Here is a 19,115-nt window from a genome sequence, read left to right as displayed (position 1 = left end):
ACCTATATGAACGCTCCATTTACTTATGCATCGCCCACACTCAGCGTCGAGGCACTTAAGCATTCTATTGCCTACAAGCTGATGTTCACGATTGGTAAGGACCCGGTCATTGCCAACAAACATGAGTGGCTGAACGCCACGTTATTCGCGGTGCGCGATCGTCTCGTGGAGCGCTGGCTGCGTTCTAACCGTGCGCAATTATCCCAGGAAACCCGTCAGGTTTATTATCTGTCAATGGAGTTTCTGATTGGGCGCACGCTTTCCAATGCGCTGTTATCGTTGGGGATTTACGACGATGTTAAAAGTGCGCTGGAAGGTATGGGATTAGATCTGGAAGATCTGATCGACGAAGAGAATGACCCCGGTCTCGGTAACGGTGGCCTCGGACGCCTGGCAGCCTGCTTCCTCGACTCACTGGCAACGCTGGGTCTGCCCGGACGTGGTTACGGTATCCGTTATGACTATGGCATGTTTAAACAGAACATTGTCGATGGTCGACAAAAAGAGTCCCCGGACTATTGGCTGGAATACGGTAACCCGTGGGAATTCAAACGCCACAACACGCGCTACAAAGTGCGCTTTGGCGGCCGCGTGCAGATGGAAGGCAAGAAAACGCGTTGGATTGAGACCGAAGAGATCCTCGCAGTGGCCTACGACCAGATTATCCCCGGTTATGACACTGACGCCACCAACACGCTGCGCCTGTGGAATGCCCAGGCCAGTAGCGAAATCAACCTCGGTAAATTTAACCAGGGCGACTACTTTGCGGCGGTGGAAGATAAAAACCACTCCGAGAACGTCTCCCGTGTACTGTATCCGGATGACTCTACCTATTCGGGACGCGAGCTGCGGTTGCGCCAGGAGTATTTCCTCGTCTCGTCAACGGTGCAGGACATCCTGAACCGTCATTATCAACTGCATAAAACCTACGACAACCTGGCCGATAAAATCGCCATTCACCTTAACGACACCCACCCGGTGCTGTCGATCCCAGAGTTGATGCGCCTGCTGATCGATGAACACAAATTCAGTTGGGACGATGCGTTTGAGGTGTGCTGTCAGGTTTTCTCGTATACCAACCACACTTTGATGAGCGAAGCGCTGGAGACCTGGCCGGTGGATATGCTGGGCAAAATTCTGCCGCGCCATCTGCAAATCATTTTTGAGATTAACGACTACTTCCTGAAGACGCTGCAGGAGCAGTATCCGAACGATACCGGTCTGCTGGGACGGACGTCGATTATCGATGAATCTAACGGTCGTCGTGTGCGTATGGCATGGCTGGCGGTCGTGGTGAGCCACAAAGTTAATGGTGTGTCTGAACTGCACTCCAACCTGATGGTGCAGTCGCTGTTTGCTGACTTTGCGAAGATTTTCCCGACGCGTTTTTGTAACGTGACCAACGGCGTGACGCCGCGTCGCTGGCTGGCGTTGGCGAACCCATCGCTTTCTGACGTACTGGATGAGAACATTGGCCGCACCTGGCGTACCGATCTCAGCCAGCTCAGCGAGCTTGAGCAGCACTGTGATTTCCCGTTAGTGAATCAGGCTGTGCGGCGTGCGAAGCTGGACAACAAAAAGCGACTGGCAACGCTCATTGCCCAGCAGCTGAACGTGGTAGTGAACCCGAAATCGCTGTTTGATGTGCAGATTAAGCGTATTCACGAGTACAAACGTCAGCTAATGAATGTGCTGCATGTGATCACTCGCTACAACCGTATTAAGGCCGATCCGGACGCCGAGTGGGTGCCGCGCGTAAATATCTTCGCGGGTAAAGCGGCTTCAGCCTATTACATGGCGAAGCACATCATTCATTTGATCAACGATGTCGCGAAGGTGATCAACAACGATCCGCAAATTGGCGATAAATTGAAGGTGGTGTTTATCCCCAACTACAGCGTCAGTCTGGCGCAGGTGATTATTCCTGCCGCCGACCTGTCTGAGCAGATTTCGCTGGCCGGGACCGAAGCCTCCGGAACCAGTAATATGAAATTTGCGCTCAACGGCGCGCTGACTATCGGGACGCTGGATGGCGCCAACGTTGAGATGCTGGAACATGTGGGAGCGGAGAATATCTTTATCTTTGGTAATACGGCGGAAGAGGTCGAGGCTTTACGTAGCCAGGGCTACAAGCCGCGTGAGTATTACGAGAAAGACGAAGAGCTGCATCAGGTATTGACGCAGATCGGCAGCGGCGTGTTCAGCCCTGAAGAGCCGGGACGCTACCGTGATTTGGTCGATTCATTGATCAACTTTGGCGACCACTATCAGGTGCTGGCGGATTATCGCAGCTATGTCGATTGCCAGGATAAGGTTGATGAGCTGTATCGCCATCCGGAAGAGTGGACCACGAAGTCGATGATAAACATCGCCAATATGGGGTACTTCTCATCGGACAGGACGATCAAAGAGTATGCCGAAAACATCTGGCATATTGATTCGGTGCGGTTGTAAAACACGAGGCCGGGGGCGCTGCGCTTGCCCGGCCTACGTTTATGCACTTTTGAAGGCCGGATAAGGCGTTAGCCGTCATCCGGCATTTTTATCAGGAGGCCAGCGACAGCTGGTGCTTCTCGACATACTCCGTCAGCCACTGGGTCATGCGGGACTGCTGTTCTGCATTCAGCCACATGCCTTCTTTCGTACGACGCCACAGCGCATCTTCCGCGCGGCGCACCCATTCGTGCTCGACCAGATACTTCAGCTCGGCTTCATAGAACTCATGGCCGAAGTCTTCGCCTAACTCAGCAATTGACGTGGCGTCGCCGATAATCCATTCAGTATTGCTGCCGTAGGTACGTGAATAATGGCGTGCCAGCGATTCGGTCAGGAATGGATAGCGACGGCGCAGTTTTGCTGCGTAATCTTCGCGATCGCCGCCAATATCACCGCCAGGCAGGATGCACTCTTTGGTCCATGCCGGGCCAATGCCCTGATAGTATGACGACAGTTTTTCCATCGCGTGCTCGGCCAGCTTACGATAGGTTGTCAGCTTACCGCCAAACACCGACAACAGCGGAGCTTTGCCGTTTTCGTCGTGGATGTCCAGCGTGTAATCACGAGTAATAGCCTGCGGCGAGTCGGACTCGTCATCACATAGCGGACGCACGCCCGAGTAGGTCCAGACGATATCGTCCCGGCCAAGCTGTTTCTTAAAGTGCGCGTTGTAGACCTTCAGCAGGTAATTGATTTCGCTCTCATCAATTTTCACCGCTTTCGGGTCGCCTTTGTATTCGACGTCAGTCGTCCCGATGATCGAGAATTCGTCCATCCATGGGATGACAAACACAATACGTTTATCTTCGTTTTGCAGAATATAAGCTTGTTTCTGGGTATGTACGCGCGGCACCACGATGTGGCTACCTTTAATCAGGCGAATACCGTACGGCGAAGGCAGATGCATGCCGTCGTCGAAGAACTCTTTCACCCACGGTCCGGTGGCGTTGACCAGACCACGCGCCTGCCAGGTGTGCTTTTTACCGGTATCGATATCTTCGGCTTCAACTATCCACAGGCCATTCTCACGGCGAGCGGAGGTGGCACGGGTGCGGGTTAATACTTCACCGCCTTTGCGTACGACCATTTGGGCGTTTGCCAAAACCAGACGCGCATCGTCTACCCAGCAGTCAGAATATTCGAAACCGCGCACAATCTCAGGTTTCATTACGGAATCCGCGCCAAAACGCAAACCGGTAGAGCTCGGCAAACTGGTGCGTTTGCCCAGATGATCGTACATAAACAAACCAATACGGATCATCCATGCCGGACGCAGGTGCGGGCGATGGGGCAGACGGAAGCGCATCGGGAAGGCGATATGCGGTGCCATTTTCAACAGCACTTCACGTTCTGCCAGCGCCTCGCTCACCAGGCGGAATTCGTAGTGTTCCAGGTAGCGCAGGCCTCCGTGGATGAGTTTGGAGCTGGCGGAGGAGGTGGCGCAGGCTAAATCCTGAGCTTCCAGCATCAGCACGGATAAACCGCGTCCAGCGGCATCTGCCGCGATACCGGCACCGTTAATGCCTCCACCTATCACAATCAGATCTTTGGTTTCCATGCTGGCCTCTCGCACTTTCGTTATAGCTCATTAATGTTCGTTATCGAGCATAATAGCAAAGAATCGCGCCATTGGTAACATCGGATAAACAATTTACAGTGATACATATAACATTATGGCGTTTACCTGCTCAGGCAACGTACACTGGAGGGTAATATTGGTTACCTGCCAGAATATAAGTAGAACTTAACAAGAGAACGCCATGGATCAGTTTGAGTGTATTAATGTCGAAGAAGCCCATCAGAAACTACTGCACGGAATGGCGGTGCTGGTGGACATCCGCGATCCGCAAAGCTATGCGATGGGCCACGCGCCGCAGGCCTTTCATCTGACGAACGACACGTTGGGGACGTTTATGCGTGACCATGATTTTGATACTGCCGTAATGGTGATGTGTTACCACGGCAACAGCAGTAAAGGCGCGGCGCAGTATCTCCTCCAGCAGGGCTATGACGCGGTTTACAGCGTTGACGGCGGCTTCGACGCCTGGCATCGACATTTTCCTGCAGAAGTGACATACGGTTCGTAAGCTAACAAAGATGCAGCCTGAAACGGACAGGATATATATACTGTCCTCTTTTGTGTGGAATAAGCGACAGCAATAATGTTGATGATTACCTCTTTTGCTAACCCCCGCGTGGCGCAGGCATTTGTTGATTATATGGCGACACAGGGCGTTATCCTGACGATTCAACAACATCAGCAAACGGATGTCTGGCTGGCGGATGAGTCCCAGGCTGAACGCGTGCGTGCTGAACTGGCGCGATTTCTCGATAACCCGGGCGATCCGCGTTACCTCGCGGCCAGTTGGCAGTCAGGTCATACCGACAGCGGTCTGCGCTATCAACGTTATCCGTTTCTGGCCACATTGCGCGAACGTGCCGGCCCGGTAACCTGGGCGGTAATGGCGGCGTGTGTGTTGGTGTTTATCGCGATGAATGTGCTGGGCGACCAGGCGGTAATGCTCTGGCTGGCCTGGCCGTTCGATCCTTCGCTGAAATTTGAGTTTTGGCGTTATTTCACCCACGCTTTTATGCACTTCTCGCTGATGCACATTTTGTTCAACCTGCTGTGGTGGTGGTATCTCGGCGGTGCGGTTGAAAAGCGCCTGGGCAGCGGAAAGCTGATTGTCATTACTGTGATCAGCGCCTTGCTGAGCGGTTATGTGCAGCAGAAATTTAGCGGCCCGTGGTTTGGCGGGCTGTCTGGCGTGGTATATGCGCTGATGGGCTACGTGTGGTTGCGCGGCGAGCGCGATCCGCAAAGCGGTATTTTCCTGCAGCGTGGTTTGATTATCTTTGCCTTGATCTGGATTGTTGCCGGCTGGTTTGATCTGTTCGGCATGTCGATGGCGAACGGCGCACATATCGCCGGGCTGGCCGTGGGTCTGGCAATGGCGTTTGCCGATACACTTAATGTGCGAAAACGAACTTGATGCAAGTTTTGTGGTGCCGGAAGGCGGTGTGCGTTTGGACCAATTTGTAGGCCGGATAAGCGTCAGCGCATCCGGAAAAATTCCAGGGAACAATAATGAAGCAAACACAACGACATGACGCGATCATTGAGCTGGTAAAAAAACAGGGATACGTCAGTACCGAGGAGCTGGTGGAGCATTTCTCCGTCAGTCCGCAGACGATTCGCCGGGATCTGAATGACCTGGCCGATCAAAACATGATTTTGCGTCACCACGGCGGCGCGGCGTTGCCATCCAGCTCGGTCAATACCCCATGGCATGATCGTAAAGCGACGCAGACGGCGGAAAAAGAGCGCATTGCGCGCAAAGTTGCCACGCAGATCCCTAACGGTTCAACGCTGTTTATTGATATTGGCACCACACCGGAAGCGGTGGCGCATGCGCTGCTTAATCACAGCAACTTACGCATCGTGACCAATAACCTCAATGTGGCAAACACGCTGATGGCGAAAGAGGATTTTCGCATTATTCTGGCCGGGGGCGAACTGCGTAGTCGTGACGGCGGCATTATGGGCGAAGCGACTCTCGACTTTATTTCCCAGTTCCGTCTGGACTTCGGCATCCTGGGGATCAGCGGCATCGACAGCGATGGCTCCCTGCTGGAGTTTGATTATCACGAAGTGCGCACCAAACGCGCGATCATTGAGAATTCACGTCACGTCATGCTGGTGGTGGATCACTCGAAGTTCGGACGTAACGCGATGGTGAATATGGGCAGTATCAGCATGGTGGATGCTGTGTATACCGACACGCTACCGCCAGCCAGTGTGATGCAGGTTATTGCCGACCACCATATTCAGTTAGAGCTGTGTTAAGTTAATTCCAGGCCTGATAAGCGTAGCGCATCAGGCATTAACTATACCCCATAGCCCATCATCTTCAGCAGTTTCTGCGCATGCTGCACCGCATCCTGGCGGTGGGCGACGCCGAGCTTTTGGTACAAATTGCGGATGTGCGTCTTAATGGTCGTGGCCGCAACGGCCAGCTCACCGGCGATCTGCTCGTTGCTGTAGCCCGAATAAATGAGTCCCAGAACCTGCCATTCGCGCTGGGTCAGCGGGCTGGTGCGGATAAGCTCCGGCACTTCCGGATGGGTAAGCAGACGCTCAACGAATCCTTCATCAAAGTGGGCGAATTTATGGCGGTGGTGCTGGTTAATCTCCCGCAAAACGCGCTGGGCGCGGTGCTGGTCGAGTTCTGGCAGCGTATTGAGCTGAATCAGTTGGCGCAACTGCTGCGCCATCGCCTCACCTTCGATAACAAAGTGGCTGATAAATCCGGTGCGGTTGGCCAATTGCAGCGCTTCCAGTAAGACGCGCTGCGCGTCATTTTTGCGTCCGGCCTGCCAGTACAGCTGATTAAGCAGCAACAGGTTACGGTTCAGATCGCTCATCAGGCGCAGGTTACGCGCATTTTCATTTAACTCTTCCAGCACGATTTCCGCCGGTTCAAACTCACCCAGCAGGATCTGCGCACGAGCGATGTTGCGCCACTGACTTTGCAGGAAGTGGTTATTGGCGAACTCCGGCTTCGGCGTGTGGCGCAGCCAGTTGGCGGCTGATTTTTTATCGCCTACCATTTGCCAGTAAATCACCCGTACCTTATCGGCGTTCGAGATCCAGTCGCTATGATAGCGGCCATTGCCCAATAAGTTTTCCAAACGGTTGAGTAGGCTACGCGCGTTGTCTAAATCGCCCCGGGCCAGCGAACACTGAATCAGCAGCGCCAGGCACTGTAGCTGTTGCTGTGGCTGGAATGTGGAAAGTAACTCAATGCCCGCGCGGGCAGACGCTTCGGCTTCGTCCAGACGTGCCCATGCCCACAGGAGTTGCGCGCGAATGCGCACCAGGAACTCGTGCATCGGCAACTGTTCCAGGTGCTGCTCTTTGATCAGTTGGAACGCCTTTTCCTGCGTCTCCCAGGCCGCCTGTAAAAAACCCTGGGCAAATAAAATTTCGCTTTGCTGGATCAGACTCCACAGCGCGTAATGCCAGACATCATGATGGCGCGCCATTTGCTCGGTTTGCTGCATCAACGCCAGTGAACGCGTGAGATCACCCTTACAATGCAGGACTTCACCATGCACCGAGGTGGCGACGATACGGCTATAGAACCAGGCGATGGGTAATTCATCCAGCGCCAGTTTTGCCAGACGTTCTGCTTCGTCAGGGTTACCGTCGTTAATCGCTACCTGTGCCCGCAGCGCGTTAAATTCAGCGTACAGCGTCGGCTCCATGTCGCCTTTCATCTCTTGTTCCGCACGGGCCAGCAGGGTATTAACCTCGCTGTAGCGGTGCTGGCTTTGCATCAGCCAGGCTTGCAGCAGAACCAGACGCGGATTTTCCAGTAGGCTTTCCCACGGCAGGGCTTTCAGCGACTCTTCCAATAGCGCCAGTTCGCTGTGGTTAAACAGGCCCCACGCATGGTTAAGCAGGATATCGCGTAGCATGTGGGCATCGCCTGCCGCCAACGCGTGGTGGATAGCTTCGCTAGGGAAACCCTGCGCCATCCAGCTTTCTGCGGCGGCGCGGTGTATTTCAGGCAGCTCGCTCGCCAGTTCCCACTGGCAACGCTGGCGTAAAAAGCTGCCAAACAGTGGGTGATAACTGAACCACTCGCCGACGTCATCCATCCGCTGCAGAAATAACCCCTGCCGCTCAATTTCCTCAAGTCGCATTTGCCCGTTTTCTTCGCCGGTCACCCGAACGATCAGCGCATCGTTCATCGAACGCAGGATGGCGCTTTTTAGCAGAAAGTGACGGGTGCCGAGGTCAACGCTGTCCAGCACTTCATCCACCAGGTAGTCGGATAAATGGCTGGCGTTGATTCCGGCGAGGCGTCGTGCCGACTGGTGCGCAGAGTTATTGTTCTGGCGAGCGGAAAGAGCAATCAGTTGTAACGCAGTAGCCCAGCCAGCAACGTCATCGCACATCCGGCTGCTTTCAGCTGCTTCAATAGGGGAGGATAAACGACGATCGAAAAATTGTTTCGCTTCCTGATGGTTAAAGGCCAGCTGTTGGCTGCCTATTTCCAGCAACTGATCGCGCACCCGCAGGTTGGCAATGCCCAACTGCGGCAGATTACGCGACAGAACGACCAGTGTGAGATTTTCAGGCTGGTGACGCAGGAAAAAGCGCATTGCCTCGTGAATGGCCGGATTGGAGATCAGGTGATAATCATCCACCACCAGATAAAGTGGACGATGCCACTCGGCCAGTTCAATAAATAGCTGCGCAAACAGTGACGTCAGGCTGGCATACTGGCGTTTTTGCACCAGCGCTTCGCTGGTGGTGCAATGTCCACCGGTCGCCTGCTGGATCGCGGCAATCAGATAGCTGGCAAAGCGCTCCTGCTGGTTATCGCCTTCATCCAGAGAGTACCAACCTAACTCGGTCTTCCCCGCCGCCCATTGTGAAACAAGCGTTGTTTTTCCATAACCAGCAGGACTTGTGATCAGGGCGAGCCTGAAATTGTTCGCGCCGGAAAGTTTAGCCAACAGGCGCTCACGAACCACCGTATGGTCGAGACGAACCGGACGACTTAATTTAGACGGAATCAGCATAAGTTAGTCACTTCACTGTGTGAAAATGGGGAAGAATGATTTTTTTTGCGCTTCGTAATTAATAGATATAAGGTCGGCCAGATTGGTATTTTATGCAAGCTAAGCGGGCTTTTTGTGTGTCTGATTTTGCACTATGTCACAAATCTATACATCTATTGCAATAATTTCTTTAAAGAGTCGCAACAGGCGTGGTGACTGGATCCAGCGTGACTTTCACCCAGCGGAAAGATTCCACTTTTTTATGTTGTTACTGTATCGTTTAATAAAAAGACGATGAGTTTTGTGCTCGACTTAAAACTTTCATGTGAAATAACTCAAGCAGAATGCGTATTTCAGGTGAGAAACTATTTCTCTGTTTACATATTTTTTCTAAATATCATCTTACTGTTTGATATTGTCTGGCTAATCTCTTTAGGTTAATGCGAAAACCGTGATGCATTTCAGGGGAATGCGGGGGAAACCTACGTATTGACCGGCAATGCCTCTCTTCTTTAAGTGGCGGCGATCACACTTTTATGCTCATCCCCGCCCCTCCTCCCTCCCTAATCCGTGCCAGGATGAGGAAGGTCAACAACGAGCCTGGCAAACTAGCGATAACGTTGTTTTATTACCTAAGGACCTGGAATCCCTATGTCACAGCCAACCTTCAACAAAGATCAATTTCAGGCAGCCCTGACGCGTCAGTGGCAGCGTTTCGGTTTACTGTCGGCTCACGAAATGACGTCGCGCCAGTGGTGGCAGGCAGTGAGTGGGGCGTTGGCTGAGTTACTCAGCGCCCAGCCAGCGGTGAAACCGGCAAAAAATCAGCGCCATGTTAACTATATCTCGATGGAGTTTTTGATTGGTCGTCTGACCGGCAACAACTTACTCAATCTGGGCTGGTATCAGGGGGTGAGCGATGAGCTGAAAGCGCACGACATCAACCTGACCGATCTGCTGGAAGAAGAGATCGATCCGGCGTTAGGTAACGGTGGGTTGGGGCGCCTGGCGGCCTGCTTCCTTGATTCGATGGCGACGGTCGGCCAGTCGGCGACGGGCTATGGTCTCAACTACCAGTACGGCCTGTTCCGCCAGTCTTTTGCCGACGGTCAGCAGATGGAAGCCCCGGATGACTGGCATCGCGGTAGCTACCCGTGGTTCCGTCACAACGAGGCGTTGGACGTGCAGGTCGGCATTGGCGGTAAAGTCACCAAAGAGGGACGTTGGGAGCCTGGGTTTACCATCACCGGCCAGGCCTGGGATCTGCCGGTTCTCGGCTACCGTAACGGCGTGGCGCAACCGCTGCGTCTGTGGCAGGCCAGCCACGCGCATCCGTTTAACCTGACCAAATTTAATGACGGCGATTTCCTGCGTGCTGAGCAGCAGGGCATCGACGCCGAAAAACTGACCAAAGTGCTGTACCCGAACGATAACCACACCGCGGGTAAAAAGCTGCGCCTGATGCAGCAGTACTTCCAGTGCGCCTGCTCCGTAGCCGACATTTTGCGTCGTCATCATCTGGCCGGGCGTAAGCTGCACGAACTGGCTGATTACGAAGTGATTCAGCTTAATGATACTCACCCGACTATCGCGATCCCTGAGCTGTTGCGTGTGCTGATTGATGAGCACCAGATGAGCTGGGACGATGCGTGGGCCATTACCAGCAAAACCTTCGCTTACACCAACCATACCCTGATGCCGGAAGCGTTAGAGTGCTGGGATGAGAAGTTGGTGAAAGCGCTACTGCCGCGCCACATGCAAATCATCAAAGAGATTAATGACCGCTTTAAGAAACTGGTCGATAAAACCTGGCCGGGTAATGCTGAAGTGTGGGCGAAACTGGCGGTGGTGCATAATAAACAGGTACGTATGGCCAATATGTGTGTGGTCAGCGGTTTTGCGGTTAACGGCGTGGCGGCGCTGCACTCTGATCTGGTGGTGAAAGATCTATTCCCGGAATATCACCAGCTCTGGCCGAACAAATTTCATAACGTCACCAACGGGATTACTCCGCGTCGCTGGATTAAGCAGTGCAACCCGGCGCTTGCCGCACTGCTGGATAAATCGCTGAAAAAAGAGTGGGCCAACGATCTCGACCAGTTGATTAACCTGGAAAAATACGCCGACGACGCGAAGTTCCGTCAGACTTATCGTGACATTAAGCTGGCGAATAAAAAGCGCCTGGCAGAGTTTGTGAAGGTACGGACTGGTATCGAAATCAATCCGCAGGCAATCTTTGATATTCAGATCAAACGCCTGCATGAGTACAAGCGTCAGCATCTGAACTTGCTGCATATTCTGGCGCTGTATAAAGAAATTCGTGAAAACCCGCAGGCGGAACGCGTGCCGCGCGTATTCCTGTTTGGCGCAAAAGCCGCTCCGGGTTACTACCTGGCGAAAAATATTATCTTCGCTATCAACAAGGTGGCGGAAACCATCAATAACGACCCGAAAGTTGGCGACAAGCTGAAAGTTGTCTTCCTGCCTGATTATTGTGTCTCGGCGGCGGAAATGCTGATTCCGGCGGCGGATATCTCTGAGCAGATCTCAACCGCCGGGAAAGAAGCTTCCGGCACCGGTAATATGAAACTGGCGCTGAACGGCGCGTTAACCGTTGGTACGCTGGATGGTGCCAACGTCGAAATCGCCGAGAAGGTGGGTGACGAGAATATCTTTATCTTTGGTCATACCGTGGAAGAGGTGAAAGCGCTGAAAGCGAAAGGCTATGACCCGGTGAAATGGCGTAAGAAAGATAAGGTGCTGGATGCTGTTCTGAAAGAATTGGAAAGCGGGAAATACAGCGACGGCGATAAACATGCCTTTGACCAGATGCTGTACAGTATTGGCAAGCAGGGCGGTGATCCGTATCTGGTCATGGCGGACTTCGCGGCCTACGTTGAAGCCCAGAAGCAGGTTGACGTGTTGTACCGTGACCAGGAAGCCTGGACCCGGGCGGCGATTCTGAATACCGCGCGTTGCGGCATGTTCAGTTCAGATCGCTCTATTCGCGATTATCAGGCTCGTATCTGGCAGGCGAAACGTTAAGGAAGCGCGATGGAAAGCAAACGTCTGGATAATGCCGCGCTGGCGGCGGGGATCAGCCCTAATTACATTAATGCCCACGGTAAACCGCAGTCTATTGGCGCCGAAACCAAGCGGCGTTTGCTTGACGCCATGCATCGCACCACCGCCGCCACGAAGGTGGCGGTGACTCCGGTGCCGAACGTCATGGTTTATACCGCTGGTAAAAAAATGCCGTTGGCGGTTGAGGGAAGTGGAGAGTTTAACTGGCTGCTAACTACCGAAGAGGGTGTACAGCACAAAGGGCATGCCGTCGGCGGTAAATCTTTCAACCTTCCGGCGAAGCTGCCGGAGGGGTATCACACGCTTACCCTGACTCAGGGGGAGTTGCGTGCCCATTGCCGCATCATCGTGGCGCCGAAACGCTGTTATGAACCGCAGGCATTGTTGGCCGGGCAGAAGCTGTGGGGGGCATGCGTTCAGCTTTACACCCTACGTTCAGAAAAAAACTGGGGGATTGGCGACTTTGGCGATCTCCGCGCCATGTTGGTGGATGTGGCACAACGCGGCGGCGCGTTTATCGGCCTGAATCCTATTCATGCGCTGTATCCGGCGAACCCGGAAAGTGCAAGTCCATACAGTCCGTCGTCACGCCGCTGGCTGAATATTATTTATATTGATGTCAATGCAGTAGACGATTTCCACCACAGCAAAGAGGCGCAGGCCTGGTGGCAGAAGCCGGCGACTCAGCAAGCCCTGCAACGCGCGCGCGACGCCGTATGGGTTGATTACTCTACCGTTACCGCACTAAAGATGACCGCGCTACGTATGGCGTGGAAAAGCTTCTCTGCGCGCGATGATGAGCAGATGGCGGCATTTCGCCAGTTTGTGGCTCAGGAAGGCGATAGCCTGTACTGGCAGGCGGCCTTTGACGCTCTGCATGCACATCAGGTGAAAGAAGACGCCTTGCGCTGGGGCTGGCCGGTGTGGCCAGAGGCTTTCCAGTCGGTGGACTCGCCAGAGGTCAAACAGTTCTGCGAAGCGCATCGTGATGACGTGGACTTCTACCTGTGGCTTCAGTGGCTGGCGTATACCCAGTTCGCTGACTGCTGGAAAACCAGCCAGGGCTTTGCGATGCCTGTCGGGCTGTATCGCGACCTGGCGGTTGGCGTGGCTGAAGGCGGGGCGGAAACCTGGTGCGACCGCGAGCTGTACTGCCTGAAAGCCTCGGTTGGCGCGCCGCCGGATATTCTCGGTCCGCTGGGGCAAAACTGGGGGCTGCCGCCGATGGATCCGCACATCATCACGGCACGTGCTTACGAACCGTTTATCGAACTGCTGCGCGCCAATATGCAGAACTGCGGTGCGCTGCGTATCGACCATGTTATGTCGATGCTGCGTCTGTGGTGGATCCCTTACGGTGAAACGGCCGATCACGGTGCCTACGTGCATTATCCGGTCGACGACCTGCTTTCAATTCTGGCACTGGAAAGTAAACGTCATCACTGCATGGTGATTGGTGAAGATTTGGGTACGGTGCCGGTGGAGATCGTCAGCAAGCTGCGCGATAGCGGCGTGTACTCCTACAAAGTGCTTTATTTTGAGAATGACCATGAGAAAAACTTCCGTGCGCCGAAAGCGTACCCGGAACAATCAATGGCAGTCGCGGCGACGCATGACCTTCCTACACTTAAAGGTTATTGGGATAGCGGCGATCTGACGCTGGGTAAAGCGCTGGGGCTATATCCTGATGAAGTCGTACTGCGTGGCTTGTATCAGGACAGAGAACTGGCCAAACAGGGGCTGCTGGACGCGCTGCACAAATATGGTTGTCTGCCAAAACGTGCGGGTCACAAGGCCTCATTGATGTCGATGACGCCGATTCTTAATCGTGGCATGCAACGCTACATCGCTGACAGCAATAGTGCGCTGCTGGGCCTGCAACCGGAGGACTGGTTAGGAATGGCGGATCCGGTCAACATCCCGGGGACCAGCGACCAGTACAAAAACTGGCGGCGTAAGCTCACCGCCACGTTGGAGCAGATGTTTGCCGATGACGGGGTGAACAAGCTGATTAAGGATTTGGATAAGCGCCGCAAAGCCGCTGCGAAGAAGAAGTAAAAAAGCCGGGGATTTCCCCGGCTTTTTTGTCTGGGATATGTAGGGGTTAAACCACCATACCCAGTAGCAGACAACCCACCAGACCGCAGACGGAGATAATGGTCTCCAGCATTGACCATGACTTGATGGTCTCACCGATAGTCAGGTTGAAGTACTCCTTGAACAGCCAGAAGCCAGGATCGTTCACGTGGGAGAAAATGACGGAACCGGAACCGACTGCAATAACCATCAGCTCAGGGCTTACGCCGGTTGTCGCAATCAGCGGCGCCACAATCCCACCTGCGGTGATAGCTGCAACGGTCGCGGAACCCAGCGCGATACGCAGTACCGCAGCGATAGACCATGCCATCAGCAGCGGAGAAACGTTCGAACCGTGCATCATTGAAGCGATGTATTTGTCCACGCCGCTATCAACCAGAACCTGTTTGAAAGCACCGCCACCACCGATGATTAACAGCATCATCGCGATGATTTTGATTGAGGACACCAGCGTGTCGTTAATCTGATCCATCGAACGTCCACGGTTCAGACCAAAAGTGAACATCGCAATCAGCACCGCGATAAGCGTAGCCATGACCGGGTCGCCAAGGAATTCTGCCACCGTCAGGAAAGCATGACCTTTTGGCAGAATCATCTCCGCGACGGCGCGCATCGCCATCAGGATAACCGGAACCAGAGAGGTCCAGACGCTGACGCCAAAGCCTGGCATCTCTTCTTCAGTGAAGGTTTTTGCGCTGTATAAACCTTCCGGGATTGGCTTATCGATGCCTTTCAGGAAGCGCGCGTACACCGGACCGGCGAGAATCACAGTCGGGATGGCCAGAATCGTACCAAACAGCAGGGTTTTGCCCATATCTGCGTGGAAAATGGTGGCGATAGCAGTCGGACCCGGGTGCGGCGGCAGGAAGCCGTGCGTGACGGACAGCGCAGCAGCCATCGGTACGCCGACGTACAGCAGCGGGATATTTGCGGCTGCGGCAATCGTGAACACCAGCGGCAGCATCAGTACGAAGCCGACTTCGTAGAACAGGGCGAAACCGACGGTGAAACCGGTTAATACCACCGCCCACTGAATGTGTTTTTTGCCGAATTTAGCAATCAGCGTGGTAGCGATGCGCTGTGCGCCACCGCAGTCCGCCAGCATTTTGCCCAGCATGGCGCCAAAACCCATAATCAGGGCGAGGCTGCCAAGGGTTCCGCCGACGCCGGCTTTAATCGAACCGATGACTTTATCCAGTGGCATCCCTTGCATCAATCCGACAGCAAGCGCCACCAGGACGAGAGCGATGAAGCCGTTCATTTTGAAACGGATCATCAGGAGGAGTAACAAGATTACACCGATAGCAACGATGACTAATGGCATGATTTACCTGGCCTTTACTTTGTTATGGGTAACGTCAGTGTTTAGATGACAAATTCCGATTGTCCCGACCGGGAACAGAGTATTTACAGCACCAATGCTGATTACCTTCAAAACTAATCAGTTTAGCTGGCTATTATGTGTGTGTTAGGTGCTGATACGAATGATACGGGTAACATGCAGCGCTTGAAAATCACCTGGGCAGGCAAAATTTAAATTATGAGAGGCTGGTCAAATTATGCAGGGGATTGTTGCAGGGCATAGGCAGAGAAATGCAGGGTTGTAGGCCGTTACGCTGCCATTCGGCAGCAATGCCCGATAGCGACGCGGGTGCGTCTTATCGGGCCTACGGCAACGCTACAGCTTAGGGCTTAGTAGTAAGAGTGCTCACCGCGCTGGTGTTCGGTTAAATCGCGAACGCCTTTCAGTTCAGGGAATTCAGCCAGCAGCTGTTTCTCGATACCTTCTTTCAGCGTTACATCTACCATTGAACAGCCGTTACAGCCGCCGCCAAATTGCAGAATGGCGTAGCCTTCATCGGTGATCTCCATCAGAGAGACACGGCCGCCATGGCCTGCCAGCTGTGGGTTGATCTGCGATTGCAGCATGTACTCTACGCGTTCCATCAGCGGCGCATCATCGGCAACTTTACGCATTTTGGCGTTTGGCGCTTTCAGCGTCAGCTGGGAGCCTAACTGGTCGGTAACGAAATCGATTTCTGCATCTTCCAGATACGGTGCGCTCAGTTCATCAACATATGCGGTCAGCAGGTCAAATTTAATGGCGGTGTCGGTTGCTTCCACGGCGTCTGGCGGACAATAAGAAACGCCGCATTCAGCGTTAGGCGTGCCGGGATTAATCACAAATACGCGAATTTGTGTCCCTTCTTCCTGATTTGCCAGCAGTTTGGCAAAGTGCGCTTGTGCAGCATCGGAAATATGGATCATAGTAATGGCCTAATAGTTGACTATTTTACTTGGTTATAATACGCCCATCATCGAGGCTCTACAAGGTTCGACACAGGCACCATACCTGGACAGTCGCCGCGCCGTTGCGCAAAAGCAGCTGCGCGATTTCCGCGACGGTACTTCCGGTAGTGACGACATCATCCACAATAACCATATGGAGTCCCTGCACTGGCAATTCAAGGCGAAAGGCATTTTTCAGGTTACGTTTGCGTAATCTGGCGCTGAGATGGTGTTGTGTAGCGGTGGCCCGAACCCGTGTGATGGCCTGCCTGTCCCAGTCGCAGCCAAGCCAGTGTGCCAAAGGGCGACACAGTAAGTCGCTCTGATTAAATCCTCTGCGCCAGTGTCGACGTTGCCAGAGCGGGACGCTAACGATCCTGTCCGGCAGAGGAAGACCGCTGACGCGCCGGGCCTGTAATACCTCCAGCAACAGTAAACGTGAAAGGGCAATGGCCATTTCGCTGCGGCGTGAAAACTTAAACTGGTGGATAAGTCCGCTCAGCGGAGGAATATAGTCACTGACGGCGATCAGACGCTGCCACGGCGGGGGTTTTTGCAGGCAACGGCCGCAGGGAAGCGAAGGATGCGCGGCAGGTAGTCCGCATTGAGGACATCGGCTGAGGGGGGGACGCGTTGCCCGCGAGCAAACCGAACAGATCCCCCAGTGCCCCAACGTCAACGGCATTCGGCATAGCCAGCACAATCCTGGTACTGTTAGCATAGATGCATCCTTTCAGGCTAAAAGAGAACAATAACTGATGAATGACATCTGGTGGCAGACCCAGGGTTCGGGAAATTGCCATCTTGTGCTGCTGCACGGATGGGGACTGAATGCGGAAGTATGGCATTGCATAAGTGAGGAACTGAGCTCGCATTTTACGCTGCACCTTGTCGACTTGCCGGGATTTGGTCGCAGTCAGGGTTTCGGCGCAATGTCGCTGGAAGAGATGGCTGAACGGGTATTAAGACAGGCGCCGGAGAACGCTATCTGGCTCGGCTGGAGTCTTGGCGGGCTGGTCGCAAGTCAGGTGGCGTTAACGCACCCTGAGCGTGTTCAGGCGTTGGTGACCGTCGCGTCTTCACCTTGCTTTAGCGCGCGCGCTGAATGGCCGGGCATTAAGCCGGAAGTGCTGGCAGGCTTCCAACAGCAGTTGAGCGAAGATTTCCAGCGTACGGTGGAACGTTTTCTGGCGCTACAAACGATGGGCACGGAAACCGCGCGTCAGGATGCGCGAGCGCTGAAGAAAACGGTGCTGGCTTTACCCATGCCGGACGTCGCGGTGCTTAATGGCGGGCTGGAGATCCTGAAAACGGTCGATCTGCGTGAGCCGTTATGCTCTGTGGGAATGCCTTTCCTGCGGATGTACGGTTATCTTGATGGTTTGGTTCCGCGCAAAGTCGTCCCGATGCTTGATGCGCAGTGGCCACTGAGCGAATCTTTAGTGTTTGCCAAAGCCGCACATGCGCCGTTTATCTCACATCCTGGGGAGTTCTGTGCTGCACTCGTAGCATTAAAACAGCGGCTATAAATCCGTTGTGTTACCCGGGGAGCCATTCTGCCGGGCTGGTGATTAATGGCTGTACGTAGGCAGATCCTCAGCGGTCAGGCCGGTGATTCTGCAGATGGTTAGCGGGTCTATGCCATCAGCCAGCATGGTTGTTGCAATGCGTAAAGCTTCCTCACGTTTGCCTTGTTGCAAGCCCGTTTGTAGCCCCTCTTGTAACCCTTTCCTATGACCTTCCTGTAGACCATTAAGGTGCCCTTCCTGACGTAATCTTTCGGCAATAGTCATCAACTTTTCCTTGTGTTGAGGTAAACGTTCGGCGACCTGGTGAATAAATTCGCTAAAATGCGCGGTGTTCCCAGCCTGCATCAGGTAATTAAACAGTGCTTTCAATTGGTTGTCATTAGCGTGTCCTTTAACAAGCAGGATGGCGAGCTTTTCTACTAACCCCATCAAATCGCGTTTACGAATATGTTTTTGGATGAGTTCCAGCAACGCCATCCGGCGATGCTGCATGATCTCGTCATCGGGCACAACGGTGATATCGACCAGTGGAAATGCTGTGGCATAAAGTGGTCTGGCAGACTTCGGGTCGGCAAATTCGTCCAGCCAGCAGAGTGAATATGGATATGGGCTGACGGTACCATGATAAAAAAGTATGGGGATTACCAACGGTAGTTTCTTATGGCCCGCGTCCAGATGACGTTGCATTACGGCAATGGCGTAGCGCATGAGGCGAAATGCCATATGAGCATCTGCGGTACTCTGATGTTCAATGATGGTGTAAATGTAGCCATCGCCTTCGCGAGTTTTCAACGACCACAATACATCGGAATAGTACGCGCGCAAATCGTCTTCAATAAAGCTGCCCGATTCCAGTTGCAGTGTGTTCAGATCGCAAAGTGCGCGCAAAGAGTCGGGTAGATGAAGTTGCAGGAAATCGCGGGCGGTCGAGGGGTGGTTCAAAAACGTTTTGAAAATCGCGTCATGCGGCGTAGCTGTCGAGTCAGTATTCATGGCGATCCGTCACCGGAGAAATAAGATGACGAGACTCTACTTGCCCGATCGACG

The 19,115-nt window shown here is 53.7% G+C and carries 13 protein-coding genes; 7 read left to right on the top strand and 6 right to left on the bottom strand.

The genetic code is table 11. The annotated features are described in order from the left end of the window. The first annotated feature begins 6 nt into the window (after window positions 1–6). A complete protein-coding gene (glgP, locus tag FHD02_RS00460) occupies window positions 7–2,454 on the top strand; it encodes a glycogen phosphorylase (protein ID WP_061380987.1) in 2,448 nt (815 codons plus the stop codon). A gap of 91 nt (window positions 2,455–2,545) precedes the next feature. Here the strand turns inward: glgP and glpD are convergent, their stop codons facing one another. Beyond that, window positions 2,546–4,054, bottom strand: a complete 1,509-nt coding sequence (glpD, locus tag FHD02_RS00455; protein WP_137361525.1) for a glycerol-3-phosphate dehydrogenase — start codon at window positions 4,052–4,054, stop codon at window positions 2,546–2,548. Between the two features lie 202 nt (window positions 4,055–4,256). Here glpD and glpE point away from each other — a divergent pair, with 202 nt between their 5' ends. The 3 genes from glpE to FHD02_RS00440 all read left to right on the top strand — a co-directional run bounded on the left by glpE (window position 4,257) and on the right by FHD02_RS00440 (window position 6,343). Next, complete coding sequence (glpE, locus tag FHD02_RS00450) at window positions 4,257–4,583, top strand: thiosulfate sulfurtransferase GlpE (RefSeq protein ID WP_042311890.1); 327 nt, start codon at window positions 4,257–4,259, stop codon at window positions 4,581–4,583. A gap of 75 nt (window positions 4,584–4,658) precedes the next feature. After that, window positions 4,659–5,489, top strand: a complete 831-nt coding sequence (glpG, locus tag FHD02_RS00445) for a rhomboid family intramembrane serine protease GlpG (protein WP_061380989.1) — start codon at window positions 4,659–4,661, stop codon at window positions 5,487–5,489. Window positions 5,490–5,584: 95 nt separating this feature from the next. Beyond that, window positions 5,585–6,343: a DeoR/GlpR family transcriptional regulator gene (locus FHD02_RS00440; protein ID WP_042311893.1), complete on the top strand. Its 759-nt coding sequence runs from the start codon at window positions 5,585–5,587 to the stop codon at window positions 6,341–6,343. Window positions 6,344–6,384: 41 nt separating this feature from the next. Here FHD02_RS00440 and malT read toward each other — a convergent pair whose 3' ends face one another. Continuing rightward, entirely contained in the window at window positions 6,385–9,090 is a 2,706-nt protein-coding gene (gene malT / locus FHD02_RS00435) for an HTH-type transcriptional regulator MalT (RefSeq protein WP_220393439.1), read from the bottom strand. A gap of 630 nt (window positions 9,091–9,720) precedes the next feature. Here malT and malP point away from each other — a divergent pair. Beyond that, window positions 9,721–12,114: a maltodextrin phosphorylase gene (gene malP / locus FHD02_RS00430; RefSeq protein WP_137370379.1), complete on the top strand. Its 2,394-nt coding sequence runs from the start codon at window positions 9,721–9,723 to the stop codon at window positions 12,112–12,114. A 9-nt stretch (window positions 12,115–12,123) separates the two neighbouring features. Next, window positions 12,124–14,211 (top strand): 4-alpha-glucanotransferase, encoded by a 2,088-nt coding sequence (gene malQ, locus FHD02_RS00425; protein WP_137361521.1) that lies wholly within the window; start codon window positions 12,124–12,126, stop codon window positions 14,209–14,211. Window positions 14,212–14,257: 46 nt separating this feature from the next. On the opposite strand, the gene gntT is transcribed toward malQ, so the two are convergent. The 3 genes from gntT to gntX all read right to left on the bottom strand — a co-directional run bounded on the left by gntT (window position 14,258) and on the right by gntX (window position 17,260). Continuing rightward, window positions 14,258–15,574: a gluconate transporter gene (gntT, locus tag FHD02_RS00420; RefSeq protein ID WP_003023507.1), complete on the bottom strand. Its 1,317-nt coding sequence runs from the start codon at window positions 15,572–15,574 to the stop codon at window positions 14,258–14,260. Between the two features lie 368 nt (window positions 15,575–15,942). Next, a complete protein-coding gene (gene nfuA, locus FHD02_RS00415; RefSeq protein WP_003023509.1) occupies window positions 15,943–16,518 on the bottom strand; it encodes a Fe-S biogenesis protein NfuA in 576 nt (191 codons plus the stop codon). Window positions 16,519–16,576: 58 nt separating this feature from the next. Continuing rightward, window positions 16,577–17,260, bottom strand: a complete 684-nt coding sequence (gene gntX, locus FHD02_RS00410) for a DNA utilization protein GntX (RefSeq protein WP_137361520.1) — start codon at window positions 17,258–17,260, stop codon at window positions 16,577–16,579. Window positions 17,261–17,297: 37 nt separating this feature from the next. Between gntX and bioH the strand changes: the two genes are divergently transcribed. Then, on the top strand, window positions 17,298–18,068 hold the full coding sequence (gene bioH / locus FHD02_RS00405; protein WP_220393438.1) for a pimeloyl-ACP methyl ester esterase BioH: 771 nt from the start codon (window positions 17,298–17,300) through the stop codon (window positions 18,066–18,068). A 42-nt stretch (window positions 18,069–18,110) separates the two neighbouring features. Here the strand turns inward: bioH and FHD02_RS00400 are convergent, their stop codons facing one another. Further along, window positions 18,111–19,061, bottom strand: coding sequence for an Rpn family recombination-promoting nuclease/putative transposase (locus FHD02_RS00400; RefSeq protein ID WP_220393437.1), 951 nt, complete (start codon window positions 19,059–19,061; stop codon window positions 18,111–18,113). Window positions 19,062–19,115 lie beyond the last annotated feature (54 nt).

The sequence above is a fragment of the Citrobacter sp. EC_71 genome (assembly GCF_019584005.1).
GTDB classification, from domain to species: Bacteria; Pseudomonadota; Gammaproteobacteria; order Enterobacterales; family Enterobacteriaceae; genus Citrobacter; species Citrobacter werkmanii.
The sequence above is the reverse complement of the archived record's forward strand: the minus strand, read 5'-3'. Positions and strand labels throughout refer to the sequence as shown.